Genomic DNA, 23346 nt, shown 5'->3' on the forward strand with positions numbered 1-23346 from the left:
CGATCACCTTCGCTGCAAAAAGAACGAAAGAACGATAGAAAAAAAACGGGTATAAAATTACGTTAAAATACAAAATAGCGACTGTGAGTCGATAATCCATCAGGCTAACCGTGGCATTAACGAAGCGACATAGACGATCAAATCACCGGATTAGCCTGTTCAACCCCTCGGCGGAGCCAATAGAAAATTCACTGTTTCAGCCGCCTGGTATGACCCTGTTCTCATTCAGATGGGGAAGGAGCTCTTACCAAAGCGACAGACCACTCCTTGTTAAAAATATATTATATTTATAGAACTTCGATTAGAATAAGTTGTATTTATAGAATAAAAACGAGAGGTGTCGTATGAACAACAGACAATTTGATCTGAACCTGATAAGAGTCTTTTGTACCGTCTACGACACTGGAAGCTTGACCCTCACCGCTGAAATTTTAGAAATCACACAACCTGCGATTAGCCACGCCCTAAAAAAACTAAGACTTTTCTACGATGACCCGCTTTTTGTAAGATCAGAAGGGAAGATGCTGCCAACACAGAGAGCAAAAAACATCATCCCAAACTTCAAGAAATCGATAGAACTTATTAATATTTCATTACAAGCAACGACGCTTTTTTCACCCGCAGAATCAAAAAAGAAGTTCCATTTTTCGATGTCTGACATGTCTCAAATATACTTTCTCCCGCCCCTTTGCTTAATCCTTGAAGAAATAATAGATAAAGTAAGCATAGACATCATGCAGGTAACACAAGAAAAAATAGAAAGGATCATGCGTGTCGGCGATCTGGACTTTGCTTTAGGCAACCTGCCTGATCTAATAAAACCAGATGGCAAGATAATTTCTGAAACATTATTCACCGACAAATTCATATGTATGATTCGAGATGGTCATCCATTAACGACTAAAAACAACAAAACCATTAACTTTAAGAAATTAAATATAATGGAGTTAAAAAACAAAAAAACTGGCCACCACAAATTAATTGAAAGTATCAGCAAGGATTTCTTTAACCATGTAGCTTTATCAATATCTAGTTACACCGTGGCACCTGAAATAGTCAAGAATACAGATTTAGGTGTTATCATTCCTAAATCGGTCGCAAAACGTTATAACAGTGAAAATCAATTTAGGTTTTATGAAATCGATATGCCTAACAACAATATCGATGTTAACTTGTATTACCATCAACTATACGAAAATGATCCTTCAATCATTTGGATGAAAAATATCATCATACAAAACTTTAGAGAAAATTAGCCTTACTTATATCGACTATAAGCAGTATGAATTTTTAAAATAGCTTCTTGTATCGTATTCTTAAAAAAACGGAGGCTATATGAACACACATTTCAGTTGCATCATAAAAATACCATCTACCGGAAGCGATATAGACAATATCAAATCATACTTAATCAATCGCTTTTCAAATAAGTCTATATTTTCTGAAATACTTATTCATACACCTTCACACACTAATGATAAATATTTAGCAAGTGAATCTAATCCCTTCATCATTATCGAGTTAAATTCAATAACTATAGAGAATATTGAAAATAACCTCTACAGCATTTCAACGGATATCGCAGAACTATCCTCAGCAAAAAAACCTCAATGCCAAGTGATGTTATCGAGATCATTTCTACCCGAGAGTGTTAATTCAAATGACTTAACGCTCACTAGCTACTTTGTAGAATATGAGGGCATCGTTAACAGCCCTGCTGATTGGTCAAGCCACTATATCAAGCATCATGTTTCATTGATGAAAGAACTCCCTAAAATCCGTCATTTACTCGTTTACTCCCCTGTACCTTGGGACCAACAAGAAGCAGTAGAAACGTTCTCAAGCATTCTTTGCAACAGAGTTTCTTTCCTCAATCATCAGCAACTTGATGAAGCATTAAACTCCCCTATACGCGATAAAATGCGCCTTGACTACAATAGCCTGCCAGCCTATCAAGGCACCTGTACCCACTACCCTATGGACACATATGTTCTTGTCTAACCGAAGCTAAATTGGCAACCCTCAGCGCCGATAGGGGCAAAAACCCCTTGCTCCTATCGGCACCGAGAAGCCAGCACTTCTCAAAAAGCCTTTATTCCCTCTAAGCATAACAACCTAACAGGCTGTACAGACCCGCGCTAATCCTCAAACTTAGGAAACTGATCGGCAATCGCACTACCGGAATAGTTAGCCACCCACCCTTCGGGATTATTAAATAACCGGATCGCGGTGAAATCAGGCTCAGGCCCCATATCAAACCAGTGAGTCGTATTGGCGGGCACAGAGATCAGATCATCTTTGCAGCATAGTGCTCTATACACCTTATCAGCGATATGTAGGTAAAAGATTCCCTCGCCCCGGACAAAGAAGCGTACTTCATCTTCGCTGTGGGTGTGTTCACTGAGAAACTTTTGCCGCAATTCATCCTTAGCTGGATGGTCACTCGCCAAGCTCATGGTATCCACCGTGACATAACCCTGTTCATCTTTCAGTCGCTGAATCTCAGCCGCATAGGCAGCTAAAATCTCGTCAGCTTGACTCTCAGCACTGATCGGCTGAGCGGCTTGCCAACGCTCGAACCGTACACCGACATCCGCCAATTGTTGGCTAATCTCAGCAGCATCACAGGTAACCGTTAAAGGTTGTTCCGGCTTGTCATCCTGATATACACGTAATTCACTCACGTCTTAATCCTCTTGTTTAACTATGCGTTCAGCGCTATCTGCTGAAAATTTTCGACCACTAGATGATCACTGGCAACCGGTTCATCCCGCGCCAACAGAACCGTTGCCATCCCGGCTTCACGGGCCGCATTCAACTCTTCGACAATATCCGATAAAAATAGTATTTCAGTGGCTGGCAAACCGATATCCTCGGCTATCTTGCGATAAGCAGAAGCTTCCCGTTTATGGCCAATATGGGTGTCGTAATAGCCACTGAATAGAGGCGTCAGATCACCGAAATCACTATGGCCAAACAGCAGTTTTTGCGCCTTAACTGAGCCCGACGAGAACACATATAAATCGATCCCCTGCTGCTGCCAATGCTGTAAATATTCGTAGGCATCATCATATAGGTGACCGGTAAAATCCTGATTTTCATAGCCGCTGACCCAAATCAGCCCTTGTAAGTTTTTCAGCGCGGTGACTTTTTTATCCTGCTCGATCCAGTTCAAAAAGGCACTGATCAACGTCTCTAAATCGGCCTCCGGTTGCCCTAATACCTCACGGGCCTCCGTTAAGATAGATTGCACGGCCTCATCATCAGCGTGGCTGCGTAGATAACCGGGCAGATGCTCATAGGCATAAGGAAACAACACCTTATGTACAAAATTGATATCGGTGGTGGTGCCTTCAATATCGGTTAAGATCGCTTTGATCGTCATACTCTATCCATCCTTATTTCACACCTAGGCGGCGCATCTCTAACTCACAGGCAAACAGAAACTCTAACCCTTCAAGATGACGACGGGCTTCAGCGATATCTTTACCCCAGGCATAAAGACCATGACCGCTCACCAGGAATCCCCAATTCAGCGGTGTTTGCTGCCAGCGCATCGCCAACTGTTCAGCCAGCTCAGGCATATCTTGAGTATTATCAAACACCGCTAACTGAAGCGTCTCATCATGACGGGTATTCCCCGCTAGGGATTTTTGCATCTCATAACCAGAAATCGTCAACCACTCGCCCGTTACCATACGGGACAACACCGTCGAGGCGACCGAATGGGTATGCAACACCGCACCGATCTGCTTATCCAATTGATATAGTCGCGTATGCAGCAAGGTTTCAGCTGACGGTTTAAGATCAGAATCAACAGGGTTGCCTTGCAGATCAACCGTTAACAGATCCTCGGTTGTTAACCGCCCCTTATGGCGTCCGGAAGCGGTGACTAGCGCCAGATTTTCACCCAAGCGTGCGGAGAAATTACCACCGGTGGCTGGACACCAACCCTGACTATCGATCCAACGTCCTGCGTCAATGAGTTCCGATGAAAGAAGTGCCTGCATGCCTCAATACTCAGTCTAAAAATGGTGGCCTAGTGTACTCGATTTTTGCGCCTCAACAAATCTAAGGCGAGATGAAAAGTACCGATATTAATCGATCAGATGAGATCTTAAAGGGGATTGGGATCTTACAGATGTTTGTTGAGCTGTTAATGGTCAAACGACGTCATAATACAAAACCAACGACTAGCTTGAGGACTGAAAGCCCTATAAATATCCGCATTGAACAGTACGAGGGGAAATACAATATTACTCGTTAGTGCTTTGCAAACTTTGCATATAACTATTGAGTACCAAATTATCCTTTTTCCCGCTTTTAGTAATCGCCATATATTGCACGGAATAACTAAAAGTTTCGGGCCGTAAGCTACGAAACGAACTCGCTTGCTCCCAGTTGATCGCATAGTGCGTCGGTAAAAAGCCGATAAAGCAGCCGGTCATTAATAGGAAGGCGACCCCTTCTCGATCACTGACCGTCGCAGTAATTTTGTGCTGATCATATATTTTTTGAATATAGTCAGGTAACGCATGTGCTGGCGCAACCGTGTCGTGTTCCAATATCAACTCGGGGGTCAGTTGTTCTTCCGGGATTGTGAAAAGCGGATGGTGCTCACCACAGTAGAGGCTGGCATGCTCTTCATACAAGGGCTGATAATCGAGGCCGGGACAGTCTCGAATAATGGGCACCATGCCTATATGTAGTTGGCCATTGAGGACGCCTTTTTCAATCTCATTGGGAGGCATCATAGTCACATTAATAGTCACATCTGGCGCCGCTTCTTTAAGACGTCGTAAAGAGTGTACGATGCGCATATGTTGCATGGTAATCAGATTATCGGTAATACCAATGTTTAACTCCCCTGTTAATGAGGAATGTATCGCATTCACCTGACTGCGAAACATCTCCATTGAATCAAAAAGCTGCAACACATGTTGATAGATCTGTTTGCCTGGGTCCGTCAGCGAAAAACCGGAACGCCCGCGCTCACAGAGCTTTAGGCCTAATCGAGTTTCTAAATCCAGCATACTTGAACTAATTGCGGAACGGCTGACATTCAGTTCAATTTCGGCCGCAGTAAAGCCTTTCGATTCGACTACCGCCTTAAATACCCTAAGCAAACGTAAATCCATATCTTGGATCTGTCGTGTGAAGTGCATTTTAGAAGTCGCCATCGGTTTACCATCTCAATAATATTTAAACTCACTGCCGGAAACGATGTGACAGTGAACGCATTTACAGTGCTAGCGTTAAGATATCACGCTGATCAATAAAATCATGCCTCTTGTTCAAACGCGATATCCTTTCCTAAGAACTAACCCAGAGAATTTAACCAGAGGCACGCAAACAGCGTCTCTGAAAAACTCCCGCTTAGCTTGGAAACGCGAAAGTAGCCCCTTCCCGCACACCTGCTGATGGCCAACGCTGAGTAATCGTTTTACGTTTGGTATAGAAACGCACCGCATCGGGACCATAGGCGTGCAGATCACCAAACAATGAACGCTTCCAACCACCAAAACTATGATAAGCCACCGGCACCGGCAACGGCACGTTGATACCCACCATACCCACCTGAATATTATCAGAGAAATAGCGTGCAGCTTCACCATCGCGGGTGAAAATACAGGTGCCATTGCCATACTCATGATCATTGATCAATTGCATCGCCTCTTCCATGGCCTGCACCCGCACAACCTGCAACACTGGACCGAAGATCTCTTCACGATAGCTGTCCATTTCAGGGGTAACGTTATCGATCAAGGTGCCGCCAACAAAAAAGCCATTTTCGTAGCCTTCGACCTGTACCTGCCGACCATCGACGACAACTAGTGCGCCATCCGCTTCGGCACTATCGATAAAGCCGCATACCTTATTGCGGTGTTCTGCGGTAATAACCGGACCGAAGTCATTACTCTTATCACTAAAGGCGCCAACGTTCAGCCCCTTCATCGCTTGCTGCATTTTAGCTACTAACGCATCGGCGGCGACATCACCCACCGCAACCGCTACAGACAGTGCCATACACCGCTCGCCTGACGAACCAAAGGCTGCTCCCAGCAGCTGATTAACCGCATTATCCATATCCGCATCGGGCATCACAATCGCGTGGTTTTTCGCCCCACCCAATGCCTGACAACGCTTTCCGTTAGCATTGGCAGTACTGTAGATGTATTCAGCAATAGGTGTCGAGCCAACAAAACTCACCGCTTTGACCCGTACATCATTCAACAGGGTATCAACCGCTTCTTTATTACCATTAACAACGTTCAACACACCATCGGGCAAGCCCGCTTCCTTAGCCAAATGGGCGATATACAGTGTTGAACTTGGATCGCGTTCAGACGGCTTAAGGATGAAAGTATTACCGCACGCAATCGCCATAGGATACATCCAGAGTGGCACCATGGCCGGAAAGTTAAACGGTGTAATACCCGCCACCACGCCCAATGGCTGAAACTCACTCCAAGAATCAATATTCGGGCCAACGTTACAGCTATGCTCGCCTTTGAGCAGCTCCGGTACGCCACACGCATACTCAATATTTTCAATACCCCGAGCTAATTCGCCCGCCGCATCATGGCTGATCTTACCGTGCTCTTCACCAATCAACTCACAAATATGCTCAGCATGTTGTTCCAACAACTGCTTAAATTTAAACATGATACGAGCCCGTTTAATGGGGGTGGTATCACGCCACGCAGGAAAAGCAGCCTGTGCACAGGCGATCGCTTCTTCGACCGTGGCGACAGATGCCAAGGCGACCTGCTTAGTCACCTCACCGGTTGATGGGTTATATACCGCTTGAGTGCTTGCTGCATCGCAACGGATCTCACCGTTAATTAAATGTCCAACAATGTTCATGGATTGTGCCTTTTATTTTTAGTGGATAGCGCTAATGAATGAATACCCCGTTAGCTAGCGGGGCGATCTCTGGTCACCGAATGAGTTACCGCATTAGTAGCGATAAGGTATCACTGACTTTATTCGCAACAGATTTACCCAGAGATGGGCCCGGTTTATCTTGATACAGATTTTCTTCCCAGGTGAACGCCTTCACAATTGTTTTTGATGTTATCCAGCGAAACGGTTCCGGCTCCCATCGACGCAAGACCCGTTTGTGTGGCGCATGATTAAACGCCCAAGGCATTTGGGTATAAACGGTATCGCGATTCAAAATCAAATCGGCCAACGTGCGGCCAAACAGATGTGACGGCGCAACGCCCTGACCACCATAACCACCAGCCGTGGCAATGCCTGATTCTGCGTCATAAATAGCATGAGGTGCAAAGTTTCGAGGCATCCCCAGCGAACCGCCCCAACCATGGGTAATATTGACATCTTTTAACATCGGAAATAGGTCAAACATCAACTCTTCCCTAATCCGAAAATCTTCGTCTTTAAGTGAGAAATCGCTGCGCGGTTTACCGCCGTAAACGTAGCCACCACGGGCGCCAAAAATCATTCGACCATCCGCAGATTTTTGACCATAGCTGACCATACGGCTGCCATCGCAAAAAGCTTCACGATTATTTAAGCCGATCTCATCCCAAAGGCTATCGCTCAACGGTTCTGTAGCAATAATTAAGCTCTGAACCGGAATAACATAACGGCCAAAGCCTGACACCGTTGATGAGTATCCCTCAAGTGCGGGTACAACTGTGGTCGCACTCACCGTGCCTGATGCTGTAGTCACCTTTCTCGGTTTAACAGCCGACACTCGAGTTTTTTCGTATATTTTAACGCCCATGGCTTCGACAGCATCCGCTAGGCCTCTGACCATTCGCGCGGGATTCACCGTGGCACAATGGGGTTTGAATATAGCACCGAGTCCATTTCTTAGACGCACTTTATCCTCAAGTTGCTGAGCATCAAGCCAGTAACAATCCTCTTCGGTATGACCCGTTTCATAGAGCTGTTTCAGCAGCTTACGTTGCAACCGCTCTTGCTCGGGGTAGCGGGCCGCCGCATACAAAACGCCACCTTTATTAAAGTCGGCATTGATACTCTCTTCTTGCAGCCTAGCCCCGATTTCGTCGACATTATCGAACAGCACCCGGCAGCACTCTCGACGAGCATCCATCGGCATAGGCGCGACATACTTATCTAAACCCGTAATAAAACCAGCGACCCATCCACCGTTACGTCCCGATGCCCCATAACCCGCAATATCGGCCTCGAGAATGACGATATTTAGTTCCGGCTTCAGACTTTTTAGGTAATAGGCCGTCCATAAACCGGTATAACCCGCACCAATGATCGCTACATCAGCGTCAATATCACTGGTTAATGGATTGCGTACTGTAGGCTCTTGATCCATGGTATTGAACCAGAGACTCGTATTTTTGTAATTATTCATCGTCGCAGCCTTATGTTGCAATTTATTAGCTGTATCCATTTTTAGTACAACGCCTGTGCGGCGATGCTGGCTAGACATTCAAGCGATCAATCAAAGATTATAGATGCGTGGGTCTATCCATACTCAATGGGAAAAGAGTGATGACGATTTAAGCAATGCACTATTTATATTTAATAAATAACGCAGCCATCACTCTCGTTAGGTTTAAATTATTGACACTTTGCAATCACAAAGTATTTTTTAACGGCTGTTTTAGATTCCCAAACACCATCAAAACCAGGCTCAACGACAAAAGCATCGCCCGCGCTAAATTCGCTAGCGTTGCCCTCTGTATCCGAGATTTTCACGTCCCCTTCAATCAGATAGCAAAATTCCATATCGTTAGGATGAAATTTCTTTTTACTAAAAGCCTCGGATGACCAAATACCTGAAATAACAGTACCATCAGTCGATGAGAAAGGAATATACGCCTCAGTATCACCATTACCGCTAATCAGAATATCAGCAGGGGTTGGCATCGGTGTACGTGCTAAACCTTCAGTCACAACCATTGGTTTAATAAATTTTGCAGCCATCATTTTTCTCCGTTAACACACTATTTGATTGTTTTTATTTAAGCCCTTTCATTATTTTAAATAATGCCTTTGGCCCGAAAACTCTTAAATATAAACATCTTTCTGCTTACGTTAGGTTTTGCTGACTTATCGCAGAGTAATAAAAAATAGAGCAAAAAAAGACCGATTATTTTCAAGCAATACACTTAAAAAACCGGTCAAACCTTTAACAGAAGGTAAAAAACAAGGTCAACCCATTCGTTAGCCCAAAAATAGCTCAGGCAGGAACAGTGATACCTGTGGGATATAGGTAGTGACCAACAGGGTTGGAATCCAGGCAAACAGAATCATAATCAAGGTGGGATACAACATCGCCTTGACCGGTACCTGCGTCACCCGTGAACCCAGATAGAGTAACGGTGCTGTCGGCGGGGTAATATTGCCCATACCTAGATTGACACCTACTATCGCGGCAAACTGGATCGGATCGACCCCCAGCTCAAGCACGATAGGAAACAGTAACGGGGAAGCTAGCAGCACACCACTGACATCATCCATCAACATGCCCACCAGAATCATCACCACATTAATCATAATTAAGATAATGATCGGATTCTCAGAGACAGAAAAGATCAACTCTTTAGCCAGTTCAGGGATATCTTCAAAGATAAATAGGCGACTCACAATCATCACCATAAAGAACATCACCATCACCACACCCGTGGTTGTCGCTGACTGCACTAAGGCTTCTTTAAAGTTACGGATATTCAGACCTTTATAAATAAAGAAACCGACCGGAATAGCATAGATAACAGCCACGCCCGCCGCCTCTGTCGGCGTCATAATACCACCATAAATCCCCCCCAAAATCATAAAGGGCATCAGTAATGCAGGCAGTGCAAAACGAGACTTTCTCGCCACATCACCGACAAAGTCATCGGAAGGCGGCAACACTTTAATATTCTTGTATTTTCGCAACATCACATAGTTAACAAGACAGAGTAATACCACCAAGATAAGCCCTGGGACGATGGTGGCCAAAAAGCATTTCAGTACCGATTGACGGGTAACCCAAGCATAAATAATTTGGATCGCACTCGGAGGAATCAGTAACCCAAGAGGGGCTGCATTGGTAATTAACGCCGCCGACAAGCCTTCCGGATAGTTCGCTTTGCGCAGTTGCGGCATCATAATACTGCCGATACAGGTAAGCGTGGCGGTGGCACTACCCGCAATAGAGCCAAATACGGCACTAGCACCCACGGCAGTGTAGGCCATTCCTCCTTTAAATCGGCCAACAAACAGGTCAGCCAGTTCAACTAAAGGTTGGGCAATTTTACCCCGTTCCATAATAGTACCCGCCATAATAAACAGCGGGATAGCCAAGAGCACTAGCACGTTCATGCGCCAATGGCCCGACGTTAGAAAACCAGCCGGATCATGATCACCGGTCAACGACATATAGATCATCGCCAAGCCAAAAGCGAATGGCACTGGGATACCGGCGACAAGAGCCAAACAGATCACCAGAAGTGTCAACAGAATAAGCATATTATTGTTCCATTCATGCAGTAAAGCGCGGCTGAATGTTCATCAGAAAAACAGCCGAACTGAAGAGGTCTACTTGATAAGCGTTAGATATGAGGAGGGGCTTCATCCTCTTCCCATGCTTGACTAGGCCCATCTCGTAAACCGCTATAAAGATGTAATGCGGTGTAGAAGGCCATCAAGACAAAGCCAAGAAAAATACCTAGTTTTGGAATAGCAAAGGGCAGCCCGAGTCCAGTCGTGGTTTGCCAATTAGGATAGGCACTCACCTCCTCCATCAGCATTAACCAACCCCAGTAGACCATAACAAGACCGATCAACACTTCGATAAATAAAGTGATATTGATCACGATCCACTTAGTACGCACATTATCGATAAGGGATAAGAGAAAATCGGCTTTAACATGGGTGTTTTGATAACTACCCATTGCGGCTCCCATAAAATAGAGCCAGAAAGCGATCATCAACACCCACTCTTCATAGGCGAAAAGATCGGCATCAAATAGATAGCGCAGTATCACCACTAAGAAAAAAACAGACGCCATCACTAGACTGGCCACTGCTAAAAAATATTCTTTTATACTTAAAAGAATATTAACCAGCCCTGAGATTGGCTTAGGAATATTTAAATGCATACAATTCCCCTTTTATTATTAATATCTATAGGGATAACCCATTACCGCGAGAATAGAGCTGTGGTAATCAGTCAAAGGAATATAAAAAAGGAGCCTCTAAAAAAACCTCTGAGGCTCCAATGGGTATCAAGCATTAAAAATCGGCAACGATCTCGGCTAATACATCTTTGCCCAACCGTTCTTCCAACTTTGGCCAAGTAACGGCACGGATCTTTTCAGCAATGACCCGTCGTTCAGCATCGGTCATTGGCAAGATTTCAACCCCGAAAGCTGCCAATTTTTCCAAGTTGGCAGCATCATTTTCACGGCTCCATTCAACAAAGGTCGCGGCCGCCTTAGCGAAGACATCAGCAACAACTTTACGCTGTTCGGCATTCAGCTTCTTTTCCCAGGTTTTTTTACTGGCGTAGTAAGTCGTGCTTTCAACAAAGGCGTTGTATGGAATGTAATAATTAATAGCTTCTTTAAACGTGGCATAGGTTGCTTCAGGCGTTGCGCCGATCATGCCATCCACGACCCCTTGCTGCAGTGCCGGAAAAGCATCGCCCCAGTCGATGGTGGTGGTGTTGTAACCCATATCCTGAGTCGCCAGCTTAGCGGCCTGAGAGCTCCAAACACGAATATTCTGCCCCTTATCGTCAGTATTGCGATAGTTATCAGGCACCGCTGAAGTCATCACGCCAACAAACCCTTCACCGGTCATCCCCAGAAGTTTCAAGCCTAGTCGATCCATACGCTGGTCGAACAACTTATAAAAGTTTGAACCTGGGCTGTAAAGCTTCTCCATCTCGTCGTAATTAGACACAAGATAAGGCAAGGAATTGATTTCAAGAATCGGGTCCTTATGGCTATAAACAAAGGCATGTACGATATCAACACTGCCGCGCACCGCTTCACCCATTAACTGCTCGCCGGACCCCAGTTGACTCGCCATATGGAGTTTCACTTTGAGATCTACCCCCGCGCCTTCCAGATCTTTTTTGATCTGCTGCATCACTTCTGATGCATATTGGTCTGGCGCATGCGTGGTGGCTATACGAAGTGTTGTTGCGTGGGTTAACGGAGCCAATGTTGCGCCAAACACCACGATACCCGTCGCTAGCGCTTTCATGTTAGACATAAAACACGATTTAAACTGAAAGCGGTTATGGATTTTATTCATATTATTCTCCACGACCTTCTTTTGAAGGTTATTGTTATTTATCTGCAGCCATAGACGATTGCGCCAAAAAATTATTCGTTCATCGGTCACAAGAGAACGAGAACGAACGCCTGTTTTCGATGATGCAAACCATCCTAGACACGGAAGAGGTATGTTTAAAACCAAAGTTGCTAATGTTTAAGTTATCAAGAGGTGACCTATTGAAGCACAGGAAAAAAATTCATTACCAAGGGATGATAATCATCATTCACAGACAAGATGATATGGAGAGCTAACCAAGTAAGCTTCAGAGTCAACGAACTGCCATGTGTTCTGCAGCTTTCGCTTTTCAGGTCAAACACCGGACAGGCTTCTACGGACGTCTATAACCACCATCCAACATGCAAAGACGGTTCATCTCTCATTTGCCAAGAGATATTGTGATTCAGATAAGTAGAACGAAAAAACTTAGATCGATAACAGACAACGCGATTTTATTAAAGTGATGGATATAATGATGCTTGTGCCGCACAGTAAGTTGATTGAGGATATAGTAATCCTCCCGAAGAATAACGGCATCAAGACTACGTCTTTCTTCAACCGGATCTGAGCAAAAAGAAATTAATCGTTAAAAAGTTCAATACATTACACAAAAGCCGTTATTGGACCTCTTACTCTTAATGACAAAAACAACCGTCTCGATAGTTTCGACCTTAATGGCCTTACCGCCACCAAACCTGACGGTAATATGTGTAAGCGCTCACAGCACCAACGCTTTTAATCATCAGAGCTGTGAACCAATAAAGTATCACCAATAGGCCTGTCACACACAATAATAACGACATTCAAAAGTAGGCAGTAAAATAAGATACAGCACTCGTCCCAGTCGTTTGCTAGTTACTCTTCAGTATAAGGCTCTATTTTGTAGGCTTCCATCGTATAGCCCGATGTACCCAGTTCATGGGCAACGGTAGCGACTTTGATTTCACCGCTTACCCAAATCGCATCATAGAGGTTTTCGACATCGGTACCCGGCTCGAAGGTCACATGAATCATCTGATTCGACGGTGGTGGCGGGACATGAATACAGGCGCCAAAATATGGTACGAGAAAGAACTCGGTCACCGCCATCCCCTCTTCCACCAGCGGCACGACAAACCCAGGAATACGGATCATTTTGCCATCCACTTCGGGCACCACCGGCGCAGAACTGAGTGCTTCCATCATCGCTTTTAACTTGATTTCAGCCAGCGGATCATAGTCATCCAAGCTGCCAAACTGAGTGGTATCAAAAATAGCCTCGAAAGAGTAGTCCGCCGGCATCAGGCTATCCCACTCCATATTCTCCACCGTTTTGCCATTGATCGTCGCCGCTTGTAACACGCCAACGGATAGCATAAGGGTGAAGGTCAGGCGGGTAACAAAAAACATAAATCGTTTCATTAAGTCATATCCGTACAGTCATACCATCGGCCAGCGAATAACGATAGGCGCGATAGCCAGGGATCAACCCAGTAAGGGTGCCAGCCACTAAGACCAGTAGTAATAACTTAAGTTCAGCTAACTCAGGCAAACTCAGCGATAACTGTAGGCCATACCACTGCTCTAATAGCGGCAGTCCAAGTGCCAAACCACTATAAAGTAGCAACATGCCCAATGCTATCCCTAGCAACGTCAATAAGCCCGTTTCGATTACTAGTAGCATCACTATCTGTAATGGCCGACAACCGACCGACCGCAGAATAGCTAACTCACGACGACGTTCGTTTAAGCCGGTTAATAGCACCGTCAACATCGTAAATAAACCGGATAAAACCACAAAGCCTGAAATCAACAGCAGTGCATTTTCTGCAATACCGATCATCCCCCAAAGCTCTTGTAAAGCGACGCCCGGCAAGACCGCTTGAAGCGGTTCTGCACGATAGTTACTGATATAGCGCTGCAACTGAAAAGTCGCTATCTTCGACTTCAGCCCCAAGAGAAACGCAGTAATTTGATGCGGTTGTAGGTCTCTCTCCTCCAGTGGCATAGTTCCACCGGAACCTGGAATATACGCACCACTTTGCCAATCCACATGGATCGCCTCGATCGCTTGAAGGCTCACGTGCAGTGTCCGGTCGACGGGGGTTCCCGTCGCTGCGAGAATACCCGATACGGTAAAGGGCTGATCTTTATGCTTACTAAAACTGGTACTCCCTACCCCATGAGCAATCACGACCTGATCGCCTAACTGGTAGTTGAGTTTTTTAGCCACCTCAGCCCCTAGCACCACATCATGTAATTGCTTAAACGGTACTCCTTGAGAAAAAGTCAAAGGCCGTTTTTTACCATAACGATAGTGTTGAAAATAAGCATCGGTAGTGCCCAACACCCGATAGCCTCGATGGGAATCCCCTAGCGAAAAGGGAATGGACCAAGCCACCTTAGAGTTGCTGGCAATATCCTGATAACTCTCCCAACTAACATTGTTGGTGGCATTACCAATGCGAAAGACGGAATACAGCAACAGCTGAACCGACCCCGACCGTGCACCGACAATCAGATCGGTGCCCGCGATGGTCGAGCTAAAACTCTGCTTTGCGCCATGGCGTACCTTTTCAACCCCCAATAGCAGCGCCACGCTCACCGCAATTGAACAGATGATCATTAAGGCCGTCATCCGACGGTTCAACAAACTTTTATACACCAAATTCAGAATGAGTTTCATCCACGGCCTCCCGCACGATTTAACTGCTGCAGATCGACCACGCGGGTGAAGTGCTTGGTTAACGCCCGATCATGACTGACAAATAGCAAGGTAATGCCATGCTGGTCACACTCCTCGATTAACAACTTAATAAAACCCGCCCTATTGTCACTATCCAAAGAGGAGGTCGGCTCATCGGCAATAATAATACGGGGATTGCCGATCAGAGCACGAGCCGCGGCCACCCGCTGTTGCTGCCCGATACTGAGATCCGTCACCGGTTTATCAATCAACGCCGCTAATCCTAACGATGCTAACAACGCCGATGCAGCAGCCTCCGCCGTGCCGTAGTGAAGACAGGCTTGCTCTCGCCGTAGTGCCGAAAAGTGACAGGGTAATAACACGTTTTCCTGCACCGATAGGTAGGGCAATAAATTAAATTGTTGGAAAATGAGTCCAATATGATCCGCACGGAAACGATCCCGTGCAGCAGCAGACAGCTCACTGAGATCACAGCCATCCACAACAATGCGCCCTGTCACTGGCTGATGGATACCCGCCATCAGGTTCAGTAAGGTTGACTTACCACAGCCTGATGGACCATGCAGAAACAGCTTTTCTCCAGCTTCAATCTGCAGTTGATCAATATCCAGCACCGGCGTGTCAGGACGCCAGTAAAATTTAAGCTGCTGCAGCTCAATCAATGAACTCATTCGGACAGGTTTCCTGTAACTAGAATTTAAATAGCGGCTCGGCAGCGGTAAGGTGCTTCACACCTTGGTCAAAACCAGCTTCCACAGGGACAATGTATTGCACTTCAAGTTCCTTCAGTAGCGGGAAATGGCTAAAGAGTTTAACGTCGACTTGTTGCAATGCTTGGATGTTGCCACATTTAAACTGATAATCCAGATCATAATCACTATGGCCGGCTTCATCATGGTGAGCGTGTTCTTCACCATCATGATCGTCGTGGTGCTCTTCGTCATGATCGTGACCTTCTTCGTCATGATCGTGATGCTCTTCATCATGATCCGCTTCATCATGATCGTGATGGTCTTCGTCATGATCATCAGCTTTATCGTGCTCATGCTCATCATCCTGTTCTGATAACGAGCTTTCGATCGACGCCAGTGTCATTTTACATTGCGCCGCGGCGGGCAATGACACCACATTCTCTGGGTTGTTAAGTAATGCTGTCGCCTGCTCAACGATGCTGCGCTGCTCTGCTGTATGGGGTGCGTGCTCAAACCCCAGAATATTCATCGCGGGCGTTTCTATCTGTAATTGCAGAACATCATCTTCAATGACAAGCTGCATCGTCGCGGCACCATGTTCATGACTTCCGTGCTGTCTCTCATAACCCACCGCAGGCACCGCGAGGGTTGTTGCCATCAATGCCAAGCAATACTTATTCATAAATACAAACTCTCTCAGATGATTCTAAAAAAGTTATGTTATAACAAAAGACAGCTATAAAGAATGGTTGCGACATAAAAAAACCCCGACCGTCAAACGATCAGGGTTTTATTGAGCCCGTCAAAATCTGCCTTACGACATCTCGCCGCACAGTGGCTTAATCATCAACGCCCCGACCTGCTCTTGGGGTTGAGTGGCGATGAGATAGTGCAGCTTAGTAAAGGCCGCTTCCAATGTCAGATCGCTACCGGGAATAACACCAATACGATTCAGGGTGGCGCCGGTCGCATAAGCTCCCTGACTCACTCCACCCTGTAGACACTGGGTCACATTCACGATGCTAACGCCCCGCTTAATGGCCGCTTCGAGAACCATCATTAATTCGCTGTTCGCATCTGGCGGATTACCCGCACCATAGGTCTGCAAGACACAGCCTTTAACCGCGTTATCATTGAGTATTGCGTCAGCCACTCTAGCAGATATACCGGGATAAACCGGCAAGACCACCACCGCATTCGGATCAAACACCGGAAAGCTCAAGGTGGGCTCGCCAGCGGGCAGTAAGCGCTCGGAGAAAAGCTTAAGATGAATACCCGCCTGGCCTAAGAGTTCACAATTCGGTGAAGCAAACGCATCTAACGCTGAACTCTTTAGTTTACGAGAGCGATTACCCCGAAGCAGATAACCATTAAAGCAGAGACAGACTTCAGGAATATCATAGCGACCAGCAAACATCAGCGATGTTAACAGGTTATCGAGCGCATCATTGCGTAACTCGGCCAACGGAATCTGCGAGCCCGTCACAATCACCGGCTTATTCAGTCGCTGAAACAGATACGACAACATGGAGGCGGTATAAGCCATCGTATCGGTGCCATGTAGCAGCACAAAACCATCATACTGCTGCCAGTGAGCGCCGATAATACCGGCCAGCTCACACCAGTGATGGGGTTGCAGATTGGAACTGTCGATCAAGTGATCCAGTTCCAGCAGATCGAATGTCGGTAATTGATCTGCTTGATCACTTCCCAACTGCTCACGCACCTTTTTCTCAAAACCGGCCACTGGCACATAACCCTGTGCCGAGGCTTGCATACCGATAGTACCACCGGCATAAATGATCAAGATATGTCGCTTCAGAGGCATCATTACACTCAACATCAATAGGTCAAATAACTAGAAAATCACTAGCCTAAAGGCATTAGTTCTGTAATTTCCAGCTAACCTTCTGTCCAGCAAAGAATGGCACAATGGGACGACCATCCGGCAGAATGATCTCCTCAGGCAGGGTCCACTCTTGGCGCACTAAGGTGATCGTGCCCTTATTACGCGGCAGGCCATAAAAATCAGCGCCAAAATGGCTAGCAAACCCTTCCAACTTATCCAACACCCCCAGCTCTTCAAATACATGGGCATACAGCTCTATTGCGCTCCAAGCGCTGTAACAACCGGCACAACCGCAGGCATTTTCTTTTGCCTCTTTCGCGTGAGGGGCCGAATCGGTACCCAAAAAGAATTTAGGCGAACCCGACTGTACCATCTGTCGCAACACCGCCTGATGGGTATTTCGTTTCAATACGGGTAAACAGAAGTTATGTGGCCGCACTCCGCCCACCAGCAGATCATTACGGTTAAGCAGTAGATGTTGTGGGGTAATCGTCGCGGCAACATTATCGGATGCTTCATCGACAAAGTGTGCGGCATCGCTGGTGGTGATATGCTCAAAAACCACTTTAAGCTGCGGAAAGGCCGCCACAATCTTACTCATTTTCTGATCGATAAAAACTTTTTCACGATCGAAGATATCAACATGATGGTCGGTCACTTCACCATGAACCAAGAGTAACATCCCCTGTTCGGCCATGACCTCAAAGATAGGATACATCGCTTCTAGATCGGTCACCGCCGCTGAGGAGTTGGTGGTTGCTCCAGCCGGATAAAGTTTGGCCGCTACCACGCCTACCGCTTTAGCATCAATAATATCCTGCCCCGTGGTGGCATTGGTGAGATACAGTGTCATCAATGGTTCAAAGGTTGAGCCCGGCTGCCGCGCCGCTAGAATCCGTTCTTTATAGGCCATCGCCAGCGTTGCATTAACCACCGGTGGTGCCAAATTCGGCATCACGATAGCTCGCTGAAAGCAACGCGCCGTCGCCGGAACCGTTTCTGTCAGCATATCCCCGTCACGAAAATGTAAGTGCCAGTCATCAGGGGTACAGATGGTCAAAGTTGTCATAGAGTTGGAATCCTAAACGCAGAAAGGGATATCGGAAGAATAAATATCATTATACAGACGCACCCCTAGAGCGGGAAGCTAAGGCAGATAACAGTGGGAGTGCACTGGGTAAAAAAGATTATTGCGCGTCGCCACGCTGAAGAAGTTTTAATTTAGCCGGGCGCGACATTTTTTTGATTTCAGCCTCTCGTTTACACGCGGCTGAACGGTTGGCACAAGCCTGTTGATAAACCAAACTCACCGGCCGTCGAGGACGGGTATATTTGGCCCCTAAACGATCATCGAAGTTATGTTCGTTCAAGCGCCGCACGGTATCGGTCGTTACACCGGTATAAAGGGAGTCATCAGCACAGCGTAAAATATACACATACCATGATGTTAACTCGCCAGACATTAGATCAAGTCCATCTGGCTCAGATCAATATCAACACCATCGGTCGATGCCAAAAAGTTAATCAGCACAGGGTTAACCTGCTCTGGTTGCTCTAATGTCACCATATGACCGGCCTGTCGTATAATGGCTAACTGGCTGCCGGGCATCAAACGGTGCATCTCTTCGATCTCTGACTGAGGGCGAGGAATATCATGTTCGCCGGACAGCATTAAGGTTGGGCAGCGAATATCAGACAACTGATCCAACATCGACTCCCGTTGAAATACCTGCTTCCCCATCGCCGTAATACCGCTCAGCTGCTCTGGCTCAAGAAACATTAGATCAAAACGGAAAGTTTCAGACAAAGCGGGATTCGCCAGCTGCGTCTCTGGGCTAAAAAGAATATCCACGATAGAATCAACGACTCGAGTCGGCAGGCTTTTTAGTTGCTCAACGACATTTAATAGGGTCAGGTAATCTTCTTCGCCCTCTTCCGTCTCACTGCCTAAATAACAGGAGATCAGCGCTAAGCTGGCGACTTCGTCAGGGTATAACATCGCTAACTTAGCCCCCCACAACCCACCGGTCGACATACCCAAGACACTATAACGGTCGATGCCGAGTTGCTGCATCAACAGATGATGATCTTCTGCCAGCCGCTCGACACTCAGATCACCATCCGCTATCGGCTGCGAGCGACCATGCGACCATAAATCGGGAACAATACAACGAAAGTGTTGCGATAAAAATCTTAGCTGAGTATCCCATACTCGACAGTCCCACAAGAAACTGTGCCCCAATAGAAGCGGAAATCCTTCCCCCTGATCTAGATAATGCATCTCGCGCTCATTTATCATACAGCTGGGCATGGTATTCCTCTTGACAGCGACTGTCGGTTTAAATGAAATATATAGATACCTAAAAGCTCACAGACCACTCCAAAGCAAGTACATACACAACATAAAGCCTATTTACATTAGCCGCCCAATATAGAGAAGCGCCTCCTATAACAACAGCGTTACTCTGCATAAAAAACATACACACTACCCAAATTGGGTAATATAAAAACCCCTAACCAACGTAACCCTATTGCAATGTACCGACAACCATGAAAATCAACTATTTTCACTGAATAAAACATTGAAAACCTAACCACAACCCAACAATAACGGGTATGACCGATCGCTCAATATGACTTATCAACTCAAAGATAATAACTCATTGCCTTCAGGGTTGATCTCGATAAACTATCATTAAGTTTTACATTACCTATCACTATAGCAGGCCTTTGGGGCTCCCATGAGAAGAATCACCCTACTTAGTTATTGTTTAGCGGCCGCGCTACTCAGCGGTTGTGCCACGAACACAGTTCAACTACCCGAGTACCAAGGGGTCGGTGGTATGACGCAATGGGACATACAACCTGAAGCCTACCTTTATCACTATGAACATGGTTTCAGTGGCGTTGATGCATTGGGTTATGATGAGCAATTACAACAGGTCTGGTCACGCTTAGGGGCGGCGATCACCTGTCGTATCGATTATGACAAACCTCATATGATTCAATTATTGATGCAACGATTTGGCGAAAAAGCCATTACCCACGAACTCAATGGTATCGGTTTCCATAACGTCCAGAGTCGAAAAGTCCCGCAGTTCTGTAGTGAAGCGAGAATCAACGAGATCACTGTAGTGCTACAACGATATAAGCAAGCTAGGTTTAATTAGCGATAAAGCTAGCTAATCGCTTCCATATAACCTCGGCCGAAAGGCGGATCAACAAGACAAAAAAAGAGAGGCTTTCGCCCCCCAAAAAGTCGCAATATCTCAAGCGGACTAACGATGAAAAAATCGATGGGGGCTGATGACGTCCCCCTATCTATAGACAAAAACAGTTACAGGTTAGGATCGACCAATGTCCGTCCCCGAATCTTACCGGCCAGAATATCCGCCGCCGTCTGAGGCACCTCAGATAAACCAATCACATGGGTTACATCACCCAATGCTGCCGGTGGTAGATCACTCAATAGGCGAGTCCACGCTTCCATCCGCACGGAGACTGGGCACATAACCGAATCAATTCCCTGCAGTCGCACATTGCGTAGAATAAACGGCATCACCGTCGAAGGTAGATCTAAACCACCGGCTAAACCACAGGCCGCGACCACCCCTCGATAATCTGTTTCAGCCAGCACCCGCGATAACATCGTACTACCCACCGTATCAATGGCACCGGCCCATCGTGGACTCTCTAATGGATTAGGCGCTTGTGCCATCGTTTCACGGGATAACAGTTCATTCGCACCTAGCTCTTCCAAATACGCGTGGCTAGATTCACGACCGGTCACAGCAGCCACTTGGTAACCAAGTTTATGCAAGATAGAAACGGCCAGACTGCCGACACCTCCCGATGCACCGGTCACCAAGATAGTACCTTTATCTGGGGTAATGCCACCTTCTTCCAGTGCCATCACACAGAGCATTGAGGTCAACCCGGCGGTTCCAATGGACATCGCCATTTTGGCATCCATACCCGTAGGCATTTTCACCAGCCACTCGGGCTTAACACGAGCGTATTGACTGTATCCACCCCAATGGTTTTCACCAACTCCCCAGCCCGTAAGGATAACCTGGTCACCTGGGCTAAACTTTTCACTGGCACTCTCTTTAACCACACCCGCTAAATCAATACCCGGCACCATCGGAAACGTACTCACCAGCCCCAGAGTACCGGTCACGGTTAAGCCATCCTTATAGTTCAATGACGAGTAGGTCACCTCAACCAACACATCCTCTTCTGGTAGATCTGTCAGATTCAGTGACTGAACAGCTGCAATGGTTTTACCTTCTTCTTGCTCAAGCACTAACGCATTAAACATATATAACCTCACCTACCCGTTGGGTAATTCTTTTTATTGTTCTCTGTTTTATTGCCCACCGTAAAGTGTGACGTAAACGGAAATAATCAGGCTATGGAGCGTTGTAACCCCATCCCTTCTAACGTTAAAACTAATGCCTATCGCCCCCCTACACACCACTCGAAAGGATGGTTATCGACTCCCCTCCTACCGTTAAAATAGTGATCATTGCCATGGAACCTCTAATAGAAAAATACGGTTCTGTGGCACAGGGCAGCCAGCCTCATCTGGTTTCAACCATGGAGTCGCTGGTCAGTTGCAGGATAAACCGATCAACATAATGAGTATCGAATGATGACCAAACATCAGCAATGCTGGATGATCAAACATTACGCGAGCGGTGACCTTAAAGGCACCGAATTAGAGCTGGTTGAACGGCCGATTCCAGCCCTGACTAAAGGCGAGGTTTTAATCAAGACCATCATCCTCAGCTTAGATCCATCTAATCGAATATGGCTCAGTGAAACAGCAGATTACCTGCCTCAATTAGCCATAGGTGATGTCATGCGCGGATTAGTGATCGGGCAGGTAACTGAGTCTCGCCATCCCCATTTTCAAACGGGAGATTACCTCCATACCCTGCAGGGGTGGCAGGAATATGCGGTAGTGGATGGCGATGATCTGACGCCGGAACAGGGCACTATTCGCTTTACACCACATCCAGATATCCCGCTGGATGCCTATGCTTCCGCGTTAGGACTAACCGGCTGGACCGCTTTTGTCGGGCTCAAGAAAATTGCGCAACTAGGTGCCAATGACAACCTTCTCGTATCGGGAGCCGCCGGTGCTACCGGATTATTGGCTTGTCAGCTCGGCAAAGCGATGCACGCCAATGTGGTCGGTCTCGCGGGAGGTGCACAGAAATGCCATTTATTGGAAACTCAATTTCAACTCGATGGCAGCATCGATTACAAAGCAACAGATAACCTATCGGAAGCTATGGCACAGCAGTTTCCAAACGGCATCAATGTGTTCTTCGATAATGTCGGCGGGCCGATGCTCGATGCCGCATTAGAAAACATGGCTATCGGCGGCACCATCGTAGTCTCGGGAAGCATCTCACAATATCAAAAACTAGGAGACAAAACTCAACTATACGGCGTACAAAACACCCCCATGCTGGTCACCAAACGTCTGAAGATGCAAGGCTACCTGATTCTTGATCACCTTGATGAAATCGATCACATACTACCCGAACTTGAACGCTGGTTACTGGAAGAGAAAATACAGTATCGCAACACCGAAGTGATTGGGTTGGAAAATGCTCAACTAGCCCTGCCGCAGCTCTTTTCTGGGCGTAATACCGGCAAACTGGTGGTGCGCGTAAGCTAACCAATAAACCACTGTTTGTTACCCTTAAGGCGTAACAAACAGTCAGTCAAACCTGAGTTACTTCACTCAGTCCTCTTTCAATACTGTCAGTCGATCCCTTCCCCTGCATGTCTATCGGATATCGCTGCTTCCCTAAACTTGTATG

The 23346-nt window shown here is 46.5% G+C and carries 23 protein-coding genes; 4 read left to right on the plus strand and 19 right to left on the minus strand.

All coding sequences use genetic code 11. From position 1 onward, the window contains the following. Window positions 1-344 precede the first annotated feature (344 nt). Window positions 345-1256 carry a LysR family transcriptional regulator gene (locus tag EH243_RS16935; RefSeq protein ID WP_126159842.1) on the plus strand — a complete coding sequence of 304 codons (912 nt, stop codon included), beginning with the start codon at window positions 345-347 and terminating at the stop codon, window positions 1254-1256. Window positions 1257-1335: 79 nt separating this feature from the next. Further along, a complete protein-coding gene (locus EH243_RS16940; RefSeq protein ID WP_126159843.1) occupies window positions 1336-2001 on the plus strand; it encodes a hypothetical protein in 666 nt (221 codons plus the stop codon). 137 nt (window positions 2002-2138) lie between these two features. On the opposite strand, the gene EH243_RS16945 is transcribed toward EH243_RS16940, so the two are convergent. From EH243_RS16945 to EH243_RS17030, 18 genes are all read right to left on the minus strand, one after another. Further along, a complete protein-coding gene (locus tag EH243_RS16945) occupies window positions 2139-2684 on the minus strand; it encodes a 1,2-dihydroxy-3-keto-5-methylthiopentene dioxygenase (RefSeq protein ID WP_126159844.1) in 546 nt (181 codons plus the stop codon). 20 nt (window positions 2685-2704) lie between these two features. Next, complete coding sequence (gene mtnC / locus EH243_RS16950; RefSeq protein ID WP_126159845.1) at window positions 2705-3385, minus strand: acireductone synthase; 681 nt, start codon at window positions 3383-3385, stop codon at window positions 2705-2707. A gap of 13 nt (window positions 3386-3398) precedes the next feature. After that, a complete protein-coding gene (locus tag EH243_RS16955; protein ID WP_126159846.1) occupies window positions 3399-4010 on the minus strand; it encodes a methylthioribulose 1-phosphate dehydratase in 612 nt (203 codons plus the stop codon). 246 nt (window positions 4011-4256) lie between these two features. Continuing rightward, window positions 4257-5180 (minus strand): LysR family transcriptional regulator, encoded by a 924-nt coding sequence (locus EH243_RS16960; protein ID WP_164549152.1) that lies wholly within the window; start codon window positions 5178-5180, stop codon window positions 4257-4259. A gap of 196 nt (window positions 5181-5376) precedes the next feature. Next, window positions 5377-6867 carry a CoA-acylating methylmalonate-semialdehyde dehydrogenase gene (locus EH243_RS16965; RefSeq protein ID WP_126159847.1) on the minus strand — a complete coding sequence of 497 codons (1491 nt, stop codon included), beginning with the start codon at window positions 6865-6867 and terminating at the stop codon, window positions 5377-5379. 85 nt (window positions 6868-6952) lie between these two features. Further along, window positions 6953-8362: an NAD(P)/FAD-dependent oxidoreductase gene (locus EH243_RS16970; protein WP_126159848.1), complete on the minus strand. Its 1410-nt coding sequence runs from the start codon at window positions 8360-8362 to the stop codon at window positions 6953-6955. A 209-nt stretch (window positions 8363-8571) separates the two neighbouring features. Further along, window positions 8572-8937, minus strand: coding sequence for a cupin domain-containing protein (locus tag EH243_RS16975; RefSeq protein ID WP_164549153.1), 366 nt, complete (start codon window positions 8935-8937; stop codon window positions 8572-8574). Window positions 8938-9177: 240 nt separating this feature from the next. Then, window positions 9178-10467 carry a TRAP transporter large permease gene (locus EH243_RS16980; protein ID WP_126159850.1) on the minus strand — a complete coding sequence of 430 codons (1290 nt, stop codon included), beginning with the start codon at window positions 10465-10467 and terminating at the stop codon, window positions 9178-9180. 83 nt (window positions 10468-10550) lie between these two features. Next, a complete protein-coding gene (locus EH243_RS16985) occupies window positions 10551-11099 on the minus strand; it encodes a TRAP transporter small permease (RefSeq protein ID WP_126159851.1) in 549 nt (182 codons plus the stop codon). A gap of 133 nt (window positions 11100-11232) precedes the next feature. After that, window positions 11233-12261, minus strand: coding sequence for a TRAP transporter substrate-binding protein DctP (gene dctP, locus EH243_RS16990; RefSeq protein WP_126159852.1), 1029 nt, complete (start codon window positions 12259-12261; stop codon window positions 11233-11235). Between the two features lie 876 nt (window positions 12262-13137). Further along, window positions 13138-13683: a DUF3299 domain-containing protein gene (locus EH243_RS16995; RefSeq protein WP_126159853.1), complete on the minus strand. Its 546-nt coding sequence runs from the start codon at window positions 13681-13683 to the stop codon at window positions 13138-13140. 4 nt (window positions 13684-13687) lie between these two features. Continuing rightward, a complete protein-coding gene (locus EH243_RS17000; RefSeq protein WP_126159854.1) occupies window positions 13688-14947 on the minus strand; it encodes an ABC transporter permease in 1260 nt (419 codons plus the stop codon). Next, entirely contained in the window at window positions 14944-15639 is a 696-nt protein-coding gene (locus EH243_RS17005; protein ID WP_126159855.1) for an ABC transporter ATP-binding protein, read from the minus strand. The genes EH243_RS17000 and EH243_RS17005 overlap by 4 nt, the downstream gene beginning before the upstream one ends. A 19-nt stretch (window positions 15640-15658) precedes the next feature. Further along, the gene (locus EH243_RS17010) at window positions 15659-16342 is read right to left on the minus strand and encodes a DUF2796 domain-containing protein (protein WP_126159856.1); all 684 of its coding nucleotides are present in this window, start codon (window positions 16340-16342) and stop codon (window positions 15659-15661) included. Window positions 16343-16474: 132 nt separating this feature from the next. Continuing rightward, a complete protein-coding gene (locus EH243_RS17015) occupies window positions 16475-17491 on the minus strand; it encodes a type I asparaginase (RefSeq protein WP_338142352.1) in 1017 nt (338 codons plus the stop codon). 52 nt (window positions 17492-17543) lie between these two features. Continuing rightward, on the minus strand, window positions 17544-18578 hold the full coding sequence (gene pyrC, locus EH243_RS17020; RefSeq protein ID WP_126159857.1) for a dihydroorotase: 1035 nt from the start codon (window positions 18576-18578) through the stop codon (window positions 17544-17546). Window positions 18579-18696: 118 nt separating this feature from the next. Continuing rightward, window positions 18697-18972, minus strand: coding sequence for a GIY-YIG nuclease family protein (locus EH243_RS17025; protein WP_126159858.1), 276 nt, complete (start codon window positions 18970-18972; stop codon window positions 18697-18699). Then, window positions 18972-19790, minus strand: coding sequence for an alpha/beta fold hydrolase (locus EH243_RS17030; protein ID WP_164549154.1), 819 nt, complete (start codon window positions 19788-19790; stop codon window positions 18972-18974). The genes EH243_RS17025 and EH243_RS17030 overlap by 1 nt, the downstream gene beginning before the upstream one ends. A 460-nt stretch (window positions 19791-20250) precedes the next feature. Here EH243_RS17030 and EH243_RS17035 point away from each other — a divergent pair, with 460 nt between their 5' ends. Further along, the gene (locus EH243_RS17035; RefSeq protein WP_126159860.1) at window positions 20251-20679 is read left to right on the plus strand and encodes a hypothetical protein; all 429 of its coding nucleotides are present in this window, start codon (window positions 20251-20253) and stop codon (window positions 20677-20679) included. A 167-nt stretch (window positions 20680-20846) separates the two neighbouring features. Here the strand turns inward: EH243_RS17035 and acuI are convergent, their stop codons facing one another. Next, entirely contained in the window at window positions 20847-21830 is a 984-nt protein-coding gene (acuI, locus tag EH243_RS17040; protein ID WP_126159861.1) for an acrylyl-CoA reductase (NADPH), read from the minus strand. 330 nt (window positions 21831-22160) lie between these two features. Here acuI and EH243_RS17045 point away from each other — a divergent pair, with 330 nt between their 5' ends. Further along, complete coding sequence (locus EH243_RS17045) at window positions 22161-23201, plus strand: NADP-dependent oxidoreductase (RefSeq protein WP_126159862.1); 1041 nt, start codon at window positions 22161-22163, stop codon at window positions 23199-23201. Window positions 23202-23346: the final 145 nt, after the last annotated feature.

The organism is Amphritea opalescens, assembly GCF_003957515.1.
Classification (GTDB): Bacteria; Pseudomonadota; Gammaproteobacteria; order Pseudomonadales; family Balneatricaceae; genus Amphritea; species Amphritea opalescens.